Origin of the sequence: Paenibacillus sp. FSL H7-0737 (assembly GCF_000758545.1) — a bacterium.
In the GTDB taxonomy this organism is placed as follows: Bacteria; Bacillota; Bacilli; order Paenibacillales; family Paenibacillaceae; genus Paenibacillus_AQ.
Genome location: NZ_CP009279.1, coordinates 1,772,442 through 1,785,616, shown reverse-complemented (window position 1 = coordinate 1,785,616; position 13,175 = coordinate 1,772,442). Strand labels below are relative to the sequence as shown.

The window sequence follows — 13,175 nt, the reverse complement described above, 5'->3', positions numbered from 1 at the left end:
ATCTATGGTCGGACTGCTCTTTTTTATTGGGCACAAGAAAAAACGCCCCACAATCCATTTCTGGTTTGTGAGGCATCTATATTACGGTTCATTATATAAGACTAAATAATATCATGAATCAATTCGTTACTGTTGCTCCTGGCAATTCCACTTCTGTGAGTGAATCATTAAGTGACAACGCTTCTTCTTGGTGCGGTTTACGTTTTCTTACTGACCTTTCATCATGAGGCAGTTGCTTATTCATCTTCTTGAGTAATTCTGAGACAGGCATCAGAATTAGCTTCGGTACAAGGACCTCACTACGCTCCTTGAGCCTAGCACCACCATCTGGATGAATCACACTTAACAGGATCTTTAAGTAAAACTTGGTGGAGCGTGCGAATATGCCATCGGGCAAATCATGTACACTAAAGCCGAATTTCTCTGGCCCACGGTTAATCATACTAACCCCATAAAGTGCTTTGGCTTGCGCGAGGTTTACATCTTCGGCAATAACTTCTGCCAGCATTGGCAACCCCTTCTCCATTCTGCGGATCATGCGAATCGCAAGTTGAGCAGAAGAACGAGAATGAATACCTAACTCGAATAATTGCCTGTTATCAATATGCAGCTCAATGACTTTATCACCTTTACTCAGCAAGGTTCCATCACCAAGTTCAACAGGCTCTCCCTGATATTTACGCATTCGATAATGCATGAATGGATCGGCCGGGTTAATCGTTTTGAGCTGGAATAATACTTGGAATACCTGCTCCCAAGCCAACCAGAGTCCGACCAGTACTCGTTTACCAAAGGATAAACGCCGAATCGGTGATTTCTCCGCCATCTTGATCATGTCATCCACTCGAATACTGCGCAGTCCTCTTCTTTGGGCCTCCTGCAGCGTCAGTTCAAGGGCTACAAGCATATTCTCGGGTGCGTCCGGATCGGCACCTAACGTTGTGCCACTATCATGCAGCAGCATCACTTCACCGGGATTCAATCGCGCCAGCATCTTCTCAGTGAGACGCTGCGCACCAAGCTTCTCACGCCAATCTCCAAACATTACCGACCATAGAACAATTTCAACTTGGCGACGCTTGGAAATATCGAACAAATTGACAATCCCCCAAGGTGGACGGTAATAAGTACTACGCTCGCCTATTATGTTGTAGATAATATCATTCGTGCGCTGAATCTGCCGACGAACGGTTGCGGGCCGCATGAGCCAGTTCGTCTTGTGAACATAATTATGAATTCCAATAAGATGTCCCTCTTCATGTATCCGCCTAATAAGATCCGGATAACGTTCAGCGTTAGATCCTACTACAAAAAAGGTTGCTTTTGCATCATACTTCTTCAATAAATCCAGAAGTAACGGTGTAAATCGAGGGTCAGGTCCATCATCAAAGGTCAACGCGAACTCATTTCGCCCAGTTCCTTTACGAAAGACACGGTAACCAAAAATGCGGCTAATCATACCCGGGATAAAAGCATAAAAAGATGAGATATAAAATAACCAGAGCAGCAAAGTCTGCATATGAATTCCTCGCTTTTCCAGAGTTGACTTTGGCTCGCCTTACGTCTGCAAGCAGAACCTGTGATACGGCCAAGTGAAGTTAGATAAAAAATACGTTACCCCCTATTTTAACACATGTATCAAAGAAATAGACGGTTTTTAGGTAAAATCATGTACAATGTATTCAAGCTGACCTATCAACTTATTAAAAAAGGGAGTTGTTTATATCTATGCTGCCGTTATACAAAAAATATTGGCGCACGTTCTTCGACATTGGATTAATTGTCCTCACGGTCTATCTGGTTATGTTCGCCTTCAGTAAATTGTATCAGTTAGCTGCCCCTGTATTCCTATCTTTTTTTGTATTTTTGCTTATTGAACCGCTTGCCCGTTTCTTGAACCGACGGGGGCTTGCCAAACCATTCGCTTCAGCGATCTCAGTGCTTCTGTTCCTAATCGTTCTTCTGGGTACGTTATTTGGCGCTGGGTTATTGGTCACCATCCAAGCGCTTCACTTTCAAGATAATCTTCCTAAGTATACATATGTGGTGCAACAACATTTCGTGGAGTCCACAACCTACCTTCAGCAAAAAATCGAAAGCTTGCCGCCGGATATTACCGATAAAGTAAATGGCTACTTTAAAGATGCCACGAATGTTCTTACTGGATGGCTTGTTACTTTTCTAAAATATATGGTCGGTGTGCTCGGATCCTTCTCCTCCTTCATGGCCAATTTTGGGATCGCCATTATTTTAGCATTTTTCCTTAGTATGGAGATTAAAGATTGGCGCAAGATTGCCCATGACAAAATGCCAAAAACATTTAAAACTGCTTACGCTTTTTTGCAGGGCAACGTCTTTAAAGCCATCGGCTCTTATTTAAAAGCCCAGCTTATTCTGATCAGCATTACCTTTGTTATCGTACTGGTTGGCTTATTCATACTAAGGACCGGTAACGAAATCACTATGGCGCTTATCTGTGCTGTATTTGATGTCTTGCCGCTCCTTGGTGTAACGACGATTTTAGTCCCTTGGATCATCTATCTGTTCATTGTTGGCAATACCTCATTAGCAATCGGTTTAATCGTACTCCTGGCGATTGTATTGATTGTAAGACAGCTGCTTGAACCGAAGATTACCGGGAATTCGATTGGCGTATCGTCTGCTTTTCTGATGCTGTCCTTCGTCATTCTGTCCACATCCGCTTTCGGTATGGCCGGTCTGATCCTGTCGCCGATTCTGCTTATTCTGATCAAAGAACTAATTCAACAAGGATATCTTCAGAGCTGGATCTATTTGCCTCAAGAAGAGTTTATCGTTTCGCCCTTTGCTGCAAATGGCCCTTCATCTAAGAGCAAGGCCACTGCTACTCCTCCGGAGCCTCAAGCTTCTGTAGAAGACGATAATAAATCAAATATCTGACCGAATAGCTTAATGGCGAGATGCGGACTATCCGGAGCGACATTCTCTACTGCAACTGATACAGCATATTTTGGGTGATCCACCGGACCGTAGCCGATAAACCATTGATTGTTGCGTGCTACGCCCTTAACCAGCGTCTGTGCCGTCCCAGATTTACCTGCAACAGGCCAGTGTGTGCTTTGTAGACGGGTTCCCGTTCCTTCCGTTACAACTTTGCGCATCATGGACAGTAACTGGCGGGCTGTAGACTCAGAAATCCTCCCTGCTGAGGAAGGGGACAGATGTCCCGGCAGCTCCTCCAGCTTCTGCCCGTTCGCAAATGTGATTCGCTGCAGAATCCTTGGTGCCCTTACTTCACCTCCATGCAGTAGCGTTACAATAAGATTAGCTGCTTGTAAGGGTGTGACTTGTACATCCCGCTGTCCAATTGCAGTCTGTACTCTGGCTCCCTTGTCATCCGGCAGTAAGGTAGTAAAGATGGTTCCCTTTTGCTCTCCGGAAAGTGGTTTTAGAAGTGGAAACCCAAGCGTCTTCTCGGCTTGCCAGCTGATATCTCTACCGAGTCCTAGCGCCAGTGCAGTTGATTGAAGCTGGATACCGCTTAAGCGCTCTGCCAGAGCAGCAAATACAGTATTACAGGACACGGCGAATCCTTGCGCCAGCGTAAGGGGTCCGTGTCCTTTTCCTGTCAGACAAGACAATCCATATTTCTCAAATTGCCCGGAACAATAAAAAAGCTCATCAGCGGAGGTTACACCCGCTTCTAAGGCCGCGGCGGCTGTAACGATTTTGAAGATCGATCCAGGAACGGCAGCCTGGAGTGCCCGATTGTTCCACTCCCCGCCTTGCGGAGATATCTTCTCTGGATTATAGAAGGGTAAAGATACCATGGCTTCAATATCTCCCGACCCGGTATCTAACACCACTATGGCTCCTTCCTTCATTCCGGATTTGAGCGCAAGCTCCTCAATTCCCTCCTGAAGCTTCTTATCAATCGTTGTATATAAAGACAGAGGGAAATAAGGATTGCCCGGAGCTTTAACTTGAATGGGACTGCCTGGAAGGCGATTCCCACGCGCATCCACTTGAACATATGCTTCCGTGTGTCCTACCCCTTGAAGCAAAGGCTCTAATGTCTTCTCTAAACCGTCCGTTCCCGTCATAGGAACTCTAAGACCCGTAGGAGAAGCTTTAGCTCCAGCATGCATAGTAGCTTCCGATAAATAGCCTAGCCATTGCCGACCTGAAGAGATCCCATCATATCTGCGTGCGAAAGGGAGCACGCCTACTCCGTCGATCCCCAGTGCACTCACTTCTTCTGCCTGTGCCTGAGACAACGCGAGTGGTCCTTTTCCCACTGAAGATGGCCATAGCAATGGTTCTTTAAGTGACGACCGCTTATTCAGCAGTTGTTCATAGCTGACACCCAGAATCTCCGCCAGTCGGTGCATGGGTTTAGCTTCTTCGTAAACAACCTTCGTCACAGATTTCTTAGCCATCTCCTCTTGTGGAAAAAAAGCCGCCGTCCAAATGGTTTCCCCCGCAAGAGGCTGATTCTTGCGGTCATACAGACGTCCCCGACCGCTGTCCAGTACAGTCTCCCGTTCACTTTGAATTTCCGCCATCTTCGCAAGTGTATATTTTGTTCCAGGAACCGTCTGTTCCTTCATAATTAGCTGAACCCATGCCAGCCTAAGGATCAACACGGCTACAGCCGCAGATAAAATAAGAAGACCGCTGAATACACGCCGATGTTTGTTATTACGCAATGTCTTCCCTCCTGAGCAGACTCCACACCTATTATGTCCTACCTACATCCATTAGAATCGCCATAAAATGTTCATTGCAACATCACAATCCATAATTTATTTTCCAAACACAAACACTTACCATCCTTATAAGGACGGTAAGTGTTTGTGGGAGAAATATTCGGATTAAGTATGTGTGAAACGTTTCTCGGGAAATATAAGGATTGTTTATGGATTAGACTGTAGTTCCTTTGCTTTCTTAAAAGCTTCAGCTTCTAAAGAAGCGGGCAGCCTACTATCAGATACTAGCACCTTGTTCTTTGCACTGTTTCGGAATGCCTCCATGGCCTGTCGGCTATAGCTGTCATAATTCGAAATCGAAACGTCCTGCCTAGCTGGAATCGAACCTTTAAGCGGATTAAAGGCATTCTGACCTTCGGCAGATCCGAGTACCCTTAACCAATCACGAACTGACTCTCGATCCTCAGCACCGCGTGACAATCCAAAAGCATCCAATTGGAATCTAAATATCCCTTCTGTACCTGGTGAAGCGTTCCAGCCAAACTGCACACCGTCCTTCAGCTTCAGATCATGTGTGAAAAAACCATTCACCCAATCACCCATAATGTTCATTGCCGCTTCTCCCTCAGCAACGAGCTTAGCCGCTTCCTGCCAGTTTCGTTCAGCATGATCAGCATTCACATAGGTCAACATCTTTGCGAACCGCTCCATCCCTTCTTTTACATGAGGATCGTCAGTATTGATTTCTCCTTTACTTAGCTTTTTATAATCCTCGGCCCCCAGTGTTCCGAGCATGACATTCGTGTAAAGAGCGCTAACCATCCACGGTTCCTTGTTTCCAAAAGCCAGCGGTGTGATGCCTTTTCTTTGTAATTGATCAGCCACCTTAAAAAACTCATCGAATGTCGATGGAACCTGAAGGTTGTTATCAGCGAAGATGGATTTATTGTACCAGAGCACATTTTGACGGTGAATGTTAAGTGGAACATAATAAATGTCATCCCCAAGACTAAGCATATCGATGATCTCTGGAGGAAATACTGTATACCAGCCTTCTTCTTCGTACAGATCATTTAACGGCTCTACCCGCCCTTCAGCTGCCCAGAGCATATTCCTTCCCTGAAAGGTATCCGGCGGTTCCCCCTCCTTCATTCGCCGTTCAAGTACTTCCTTGGCATTTCCCCCTGCACCACCTTCAACGGCAGCATTAAAGACATAAATGCCGGGATACTTTTCTTTGAATACCTTGATCAAAGCTTTTAACCCTGCTTCTTCCCCGGCCCCTGTCCACCAGCTAAAGATTTCCAACTGCGGATGATCCGACTCCGCCTCGCTTCTCGTTATTGCCTCCTGAATGTTGTTAACCGGTTCACTAGATCGCATGGCCTCCTCATCAGGAAAAAATGCAGACAAATCTTTTTCTCTTAAGTTCATACATGAGGATAAAAGCAAGCTGACAATGAGCGTGTTGGATACCAGACTAATCAGCGACCTTTTCATTGAGATTCTTCCTTCCTATAGTTCCCGCTGTATTCGTTTATTTTCTGCTTACAGTCTGCCAATGGATTGCCGAAATTCCGTCGGTGACATTCCTGTTGTCTTTTTGAATACTCTGCTGAAATAGTTAGGATCACGGTATCCAATTCTTATACTGATCTCTTTCAGCACTTGCGCAGGATCGGCTAGAAGCTCCTTGGCTTTATTGATTCGCAGGCCAGTTAAATAATCAATAAAGGTTATGCCGCAGCGATCACTAAATATTTTGCTAAAATAGTTTGGGTTCAGCCCTACATGTTCAGCCGTCTCCTCAAGCGATAGCTCCCGCCTGTAATGGTCGGAAATAAACGTCTGAGCCCGACGAATCGCGCTAGCCGAATTGTTATCGTACCAATGCTTCAACATTCGGGCCTGAAGAAAAAGTCTTGAATGGGCTTGCTCTACCAGCAGCTCTACCTGTTCCACCTCTCCGAAGCTAAGCTGCGGCAAAGGCTCAAGCCCGCTCTCCCTAAGCGTCTCATCAGCCAAAGTAAATAATCGGTGTAGTCCGCTCTTTATATCCTGGATCTCGTCACTACAGAAGAGACGAAGTTCCGCTACCCAAAACTCGAAATCTTCCTCCATCTCTCGGAACTGTCCACTACCTAAAGAACGAAGCAATCTTCGTTCCGCCTCTCTCATACCAGAATTTGAGAGCCATTCCTCTTGTGTTTGTGAGCTTTCCCCCTCATTAAGAGCACTGGCTGATAACAGCGCTTCGTGATAAGAGCCTATCAACTGATCAGTAGAAGCTGCTAAACCTCCGATTCCAACAGACAGCTGCAATGAACGGAAACGCCGGGAAGCAAATTTAGCCAGATTGGACACAAAATCCTTAGTATTATGAATATGCTGTATTGGCAAACGGGATTTCGCATCCGGAAACATGAAGACCGGGATACGAGCTCCTGTCATCGGACCTACAAGAGAAAAGCAACTAATCTTACACTGATGCCTAAGCCAAGAATATATCTCCCTTCGTTCCTGAACACTCCATGCCTTCTCCTTCGTTGACATCACAAATACGATAGCGAATCCTGAAGATTCTGGTACACCAAGGGTATGGCTCCAATCTCTAACCTGCACTTCCTGTATTCGATCCATCAAAATAGCACTAACCCATTCGGACTCTACTAGTGATAATGTCTCTTTAAATTTGGACTCCAGCTCATTAGTTCTTTGTTTATCCTCTTTTTCTCGTGCAATCTCATGGGACATCGTGCGGATGACCTCCACGATCTGATCCTTCCGATATGGCTTGAGCAAATACTCCCTCACACCATAACGCATGACTTTACGTGCATATTCAAACGTATCGAACGCAGACATCATAATAAAACGAATCGCTGGAAACCTATTATGGATCAAGGACACAGCTTCCGTTCCATCAATTCCCGGCATTTTGATATCCATAGTGATGACATCAGGCCGTAGTTGTTCGGCGAGCTCTACAGCTACCCTACCATTTTCGGCTTCACCAACTACTCGAATCTCTGGTAGAAACCGCTCGATGATCATCCGGAGAGCACTACGTTCAATACGTTCATCATCCACAATCAGGAGCTTAAGCATGCAGGATCTCCTCCTTGCTATTATTCACACGCGTTAGCCTCAGTTTGATGGTCGTTCCCTTTCCCTGCTCGGACATAATCTCGATTACATCGTTCCTTTGATAGAAAAGCTGCAGCCGTCGTTGTACATTTCGAATTGCAATTCCATTGGAGTTCGAATCAGCGCTCCCCACAGGCTCCCTTTCTTTCTCTGAATCTATGGGCGTATGTTCGGAAAAAGGAATATCTCCGCTCAAGCGAGCAATCGTTTCCGGGTCTATTCCAACGCCATTATCCTGTACCTCTACGATGACATCATTACCACTCTCGTAAATGGCCAGATGCAGTTTCCCACCCTGTTCATAGGATTCCACACCATGGGTGAAAGCGTTCTCAATAAAGGGCTGCAAAGTCAGTGGTGGTAACAAGCAATCCAAGGCTCGCTCCTCAATGTCATCCGTAAACGCAACTCTATCATCAAAACGCATCCTTTGAATAAACAAATACTCTTTAACAATATTCACTTCATCACGCAGCTGAACAATATAATTCATCTTCTTCAGATTGTAACGCAGCAAGGTCGAAACGGAATCCACCAACTCGCTTGTTCTTTCTGCGCTCTCGACATAAGCCATTTTAGAAACCATGTTCAGTGTATTAAATAGGAAATGTGGATTGATCTGATTTTGCAGACTTTTCAGCTCCATTTTCTTAACCAATTGATCGAGTTCCGATTTCTGTTTGATTTCAACCACGAGATCGCGGATGTTAGAGCGCATATTATTAAAGGTTGTTGCGAGAAAGCGCATTTCATCACGCGTATTCACCGTAACCTCCCCCTCGAAATTCCCGCGAGATATCCGATTCGCCGCAGCCGTCAATTGCTGTATGGGCTTCGTAATTCCATTGGAGAACCAATATGCAAAAATCATACACAAAATGGCTACCGAACTAAAAACAAAAACACCTAAATATCTAAAGTTCTCATTCTTTCGACTAATCAGCTCAAACACATTCCGGTAATCCGTCAGTTCGCTATTAATAATCGTCAATGTGGTCTCTTGAATATATCGGGTAATCTCACCCGATTGTTTTAAGTGTGCGTAGTAAGCATCCTGGTTGCCTAGATCAAAAGCTATAAGGCTTTGCCGGCTCTCTGTCATGTAGCTGTCTATCATATTGCTATAGTTATCAACGAGCAGTTGATTATGATCATTTTGTAGAATATTTACTAGTAAATCCTGTTTGTTATTAAGCTTCATAATGGCAGTTTCATACTGCTTCAGGGTCTCATCGCCGCTTCGATTCCGGAGCACATACCGGTTCATAGCATCATTAACATCAGTGGCATCCTGGTATAGCTCATTAAGCAGAAAAAATCGGTGCAGAACTTGATCGTATGTCCTTGCCATATTGATATTATCTATGTAAAGAAAGACGAAAACACTACTAAGTAGTACTATAAAAGCACTAAAAAAGATCATCAGCTTGCTTTTAATACGAATCATGGCCCGAAGTCCCCCTTTCCGCGGGAAATTTCCTCTTTGCGGACCACATTGGCATCCGTATTAAAGATGGTAACAATCTTTTTCCCTGCTAGATAATCCACCATCAGTTCCACACTCTTTCGTCCCATCATGTACGGTTGCTGCACTATAGAGGCATCTATGATGCCCTCTTCAATGAATTCAAGCGTTTCCGGTACGTCATCAAAAGCAATGATCCGCGCCTGCTGATTTTTACCTTTCAGCATTTGGGCAATCCCCAATCCATCCAAAGAACTTGTACCCAAAAAAGTGTCTATCTCCGGATGCTGATTCATGATTTTAAAAGCTATGACTTCTGACTGAATCCGATTAATGTTTGATTCTTCAATTTGTACGACATGGATACCAGACTCTCCATCAATTGCATCCATAAAACCTTTAACCCGCTGCTGTTGATTCGTAGAGGTAAAGCTCCCGGTCACAATCCCAACTTGACCTACACCCTTCGATTGCTGAACAAGTGTCGTTCCAGCTAAATATCCAGCCGCGTAGTTATCAGTGCCAACATAGGCAATCCGCCCGCTAGATGGTGCATCCGAATCAATAGTAATGACAGGGATACCTTGTTTAACAGCTTCAGCTATGATGGGATTAAATTCCTTATCGTTAAGCCCTTGTGTCAATATTCCGTCTACCTTCGATGCAATAGCTTTATCTATGATTCGAATTTGCTCTCTCTTATCTGCTTGGACGGGTCCGAGATATTCCAGCGCAATCCCTTCCTCTGCTGCTGCTCTCTGAGCGCCTTTTTCAATTTCACGCCAATAGGGATTATCCAATTCTTCCGAAATTAAGACCAGATGTAGTAGTGGCTTTTGCGCAGGCTTTCGTTCGGCTAGTAAATGATCGTAATACAACACTTTTCCAGTAAACACGCCAGTAAAACATAGGGAAATGGACAGTAAGAGCAGCATGAAAATATAAAAAGGTCGCCGAAGTATATTTATGGTGTTCTTCCCCCTCTAGCATTGTTTATGCTAATAAGAATGCGCTTACATTAAAATAATAATAGATACTATAGTAAATATAGTCAATTCCCGATTCCAAAAAAAACTGCCCCAAGCTACTTATAGCTTGAGGCAGCTTTGTAATTCCTGCTTGCGAAGGGAAAAGACTATGGTGCAACAGTTAAAGCCTCTTGCGCGTAATCGGCAATGACCGGATGAACCAAAAGATTTAGTGGTTTGACTGGAATCAGTACACTGTTGGTGGTTTTCACTGTCATTAGCGATTCCAACTGGAAGTACGTATTCAGTTTCTCTCCTGCGGAAGAGGAACCGATTCGAACCGCATAAGTACCTGGATCAGCTACCCAAGCATGGCTGCTCTCATCGAAGGAAGCCAGATCCATACTATTTAGTGTGAACGTAAGGGTCTGATGCTCTCCTGCATTCAATAACGCTGTCTTTTGGAAAGCCTTCAATTCCTGAACTGGTTTATTGGCACCCGGAGCGCTTAGATATAGCTGAACTACCTCTTTACCTGCAACTGTACCGTTGTTATATACATCCACGGTTACAGTCACAATTCCTGCTGCAGAATCAAAAGCATCTGAACTGATCTTAAGATCGCGGTAGCCAAAGGTTGTATAGGAGAGGCCATATCCGAATGGATAGGCAACCGCACTGCTTTTGCCAAACGTATCATAGTAACGGTAACCAACATAAATATCTTCCTCGTACTTCACTTCCACACTATTTCCTGTAAAGTTATTAGCGGAAGGAACTACACCATAACTTGTAGGAAAAGTCATTGGCAGCTTGCCCGATGGATTCACAGCTCCGGATAATACGTCGGCAATTGCATGGCCTGCTTCCTGTCCTGGCTGCCAAGCCAAGAGAATAGCATCCACTTTATCTTTCCAGGAGATCATTTCAATCGGACCGCCGATATTCAGAATCACGGAGACCTTCTTACCTTGCTCATGGTAAGCAGTTGATACCTTATCAATCATATCCAGCTCTGTTGCTGTCAACAAAAAGTCACCCTCAGCATTTTTCCGGTCTGCACCTTCACCAGATATTCTGCTGATTACAATAATGCCCGTCTCGGAAGAAGCTTCTGCTGAATTAATCTCACCCGCTGATAATACCTTTTCCGGAAGTGGTGGATAGGCCAAGCCGCCAAAGCTGCTCACTGGACCGTATTCCGGCTTCTCTCTTAGCTCTGTAATATATTCTTGATAGCTGACATTTAAAGGTTCATATACGCTGTAGCCTGCGTCACTTAACCCTTCCACAATGGATACAGTATGCTCCACATTGACATCGCCGCTGCCAGTTCCGCCTTTGACGGTTTCAATCTGAGCATTTCCGAAGAGGGCAATATTCGTACCTGCTGCGATAGGCAACGCCTCAGCTTTATTCTCCAGCAGCACCATACCTTCTGTTGCGGCTTGACGAGAGGTCACTGCATTTGCAGCAAGATCAGGTTTGTTGCTGTGTCCGATCCCCTTAAAGGATGGAGATTTCACTACGACTTTCAAAATTCTTTTTACGTTAACATCCAGTTGTTCTACGCTCAGATCGCCATCGTTCACAGCTTTAGTAATCGCTGAAATGGCTGCCGCATTTCCTGGCATGATGAGGTCGTTGCCTGCAATCATATTTTGTGCCCGGTTCGAGCCCCCACCCCAGTCCGTCATTACAAAACCTTGGAACCCCCACTCATCGCGGAGAATTGTGCTCAGTAGATCTTTATTTTCGGAGGCAAACGTTCCATTGATTTTGTTATAAGAGCTCATAACAGACCATGGCTGCGATTCTTCCACTGCGATTTCGAACCCTTTCAAGTAGATTTCGCGCAGTGCTCTTTCTGAAACGACCGTGTCAATGGACATCCGGTTCGTTTCCTGATTATTCGCGGCAAAATGCTTAATCGTCGTTCCGACTCCATTCGCTTGAACCCCGTTCGTAATCGCCGCGGTCATTTTTCCTGAGATGAGCGGATCTTCGGAATAATACTCAAAGTTTCTGCCTCCCAATGGATTGCGGTGAATGTTCAGCGCGGGAGCCAGATATAAATCCACACCATACTCCAGTAGCTCATTCCCCATCGCATTACCTACTTGGTTAGCCAAGGCTTCATTCCAAGTCGCGGCAATGGAAGTGGCGATAGGGAACCCTGTAGCAAATGTTGTATCTTCACCCTGTTTCGTGTTGATGCGGACTCCCGCTGGTCCATCTGCCATGATTAACTTGGGAATCCCAAGACGTGGCAACTCATAAGAACCACCAGCAGCTCCAGCTACCTTCGTGCCTGAACCAGCACCGACAACCAGCGAAGCTTTTTCCTTAAGCGTCATTTCACCAATAACGGCATCAATGGATGCTTCGTCTGTCAGTACAACCAGACTTGCGTCGATAGTGTATTTTAATTCAGCTATAGGACTAGATGGGATACCAGCTTTAACTGCCAAGGCTTTAATTGTAGCCGTCTCTTTATCGGTACCTACAATTGTAATGGGCCCTTGATATACGGTACTGTTTTCAGTTGGTGTACTGCCGTCAAGTGTGTAATAAATTGTAGCGCCGGATGTTGAGGTGAGCGTAACCTTAGGGCCACTCTTATATACACCAGGCTCTGGAAAAGCAGTAGGCAATGCTGCTCCAATTACATAATTGAATTCAGCAACTTTACTTGTCTTGCCGTCTTTAACCGTTAATGCCTTTACTATTGAGGAGGCCGTAATACTGATTCCAGACCGTGAATTATACTGCTTGGTCGTATTCATTACTGATGCTGCAGGTGTAGATCCATCGGTAGTATAGAAGATGGTTGCGCCACTCAGAGCAGTCAACATTACCGTCTGAGCTCCATAATAAGTTCCTGACGGGATAGAAGCTGTTGGAGCA

At 45.1% G+C, this 13,175-nt stretch carries 7 protein-coding genes and 1 pseudogene; 1 reads left to right on the top strand and 7 read right to left on the bottom strand.

Annotated features, from left to right (window positions below; genetic code table 11):
- Positions 1-118: 118 nt before the first annotated feature.
- Positions 119-1,519 carry a polysaccharide deacetylase family protein gene (locus H70737_RS07755; protein ID WP_042186124.1) on the bottom strand — a complete coding sequence of 467 codons (1,401 nt, stop codon included), beginning with the start codon at positions 1,517-1,519 and terminating at the stop codon, positions 119-121.
- 209 nt (positions 1,520-1,728) lie between these two features.
- On the opposite strand from H70737_RS07755, the gene H70737_RS07750 reads away from it, so the two are divergent.
- Positions 1,729-2,919, top strand: a complete 1,191-nt coding sequence (locus H70737_RS07750) for an AI-2E family transporter (protein ID WP_042186122.1) — start codon at positions 1,729-1,731, stop codon at positions 2,917-2,919.
- On the opposite strand, the gene H70737_RS07745 is transcribed toward H70737_RS07750, so the two are convergent.
- From H70737_RS07745 to H70737_RS31005, 6 genes and pseudogenes are all read right to left on the bottom strand, one after another.
- Positions 2,880-4,688, bottom strand: a complete 1,809-nt coding sequence (locus H70737_RS07745) for a peptidoglycan D,D-transpeptidase FtsI family protein (protein ID WP_042186120.1) — start codon at positions 4,686-4,688, stop codon at positions 2,880-2,882. The genes H70737_RS07750 and H70737_RS07745 overlap by 40 nt on opposite strands.
- A 207-nt stretch (positions 4,689-4,895) precedes the next feature.
- Positions 4,896-6,188, bottom strand: coding sequence for an ABC transporter substrate-binding protein (locus H70737_RS07740; RefSeq protein ID WP_052404201.1), 1,293 nt, complete (start codon positions 6,186-6,188; stop codon positions 4,896-4,898).
- A gap of 48 nt (positions 6,189-6,236) precedes the next feature.
- Complete coding sequence (locus H70737_RS07735) at positions 6,237-7,796, bottom strand: response regulator (protein WP_042186118.1); 1,560 nt, start codon at positions 7,794-7,796, stop codon at positions 6,237-6,239.
- Positions 7,789-9,282, bottom strand: coding sequence for a sensor histidine kinase (locus H70737_RS07730; protein WP_052404200.1), 1,494 nt, complete (start codon positions 9,280-9,282; stop codon positions 7,789-7,791). Before H70737_RS07730 ends, H70737_RS07735 begins: the two co-directional genes overlap by 8 nt.
- On the bottom strand, positions 9,279-10,196 hold the full coding sequence (locus tag H70737_RS07725) for a sugar-binding protein (RefSeq protein ID WP_231573403.1): 918 nt from the start codon (positions 10,194-10,196) through the stop codon (positions 9,279-9,281). The genes H70737_RS07730 and H70737_RS07725 overlap by 4 nt, the downstream gene beginning before the upstream one ends.
- 239 nt (positions 10,197-10,435) lie before the next feature.
- A pseudogene (locus H70737_RS31005) lies at positions 10,436-13,144 on the bottom strand (glycoside hydrolase family 3 C-terminal domain-containing protein); the annotation flags it as partial.
- Positions 13,145-13,175: the final 31 nt, after the last annotated feature.

What these genes read in the sequence shown, in the direction of transcription:
- H70737_RS07755 (WP_042186124.1), bottom strand. Translation starts at nt 1,519, where the DNA reads ATGCAGACTTTGCTGCTCTGGTTATTTTATATCTCATCTTTTTATGCT.
- H70737_RS07750 (WP_042186122.1), top strand. Translation starts at nt 1,729, where the DNA reads ATGCTGCCGTTATACAAAAAATATTGGCGCACGTTCTTCGACATTGGA.
- H70737_RS07740 (WP_052404201.1), bottom strand. Translation starts at nt 6,188, where the DNA reads ATGAAAAGGTCGCTGATTAGTCTGGTATCCAACACGCTCATTGTCAGC.
- H70737_RS07735 (WP_042186118.1), bottom strand. Translation starts at nt 7,796, where the DNA reads ATGCTTAAGCTCCTGATTGTGGATGATGAACGTATTGAACGTAGTGCT.
- H70737_RS07730 (WP_052404200.1), bottom strand. Translation starts at nt 9,282, where the DNA reads ATGATTCGTATTAAAAGCAAGCTGATGATCTTTTTTAGTGCTTTTATA.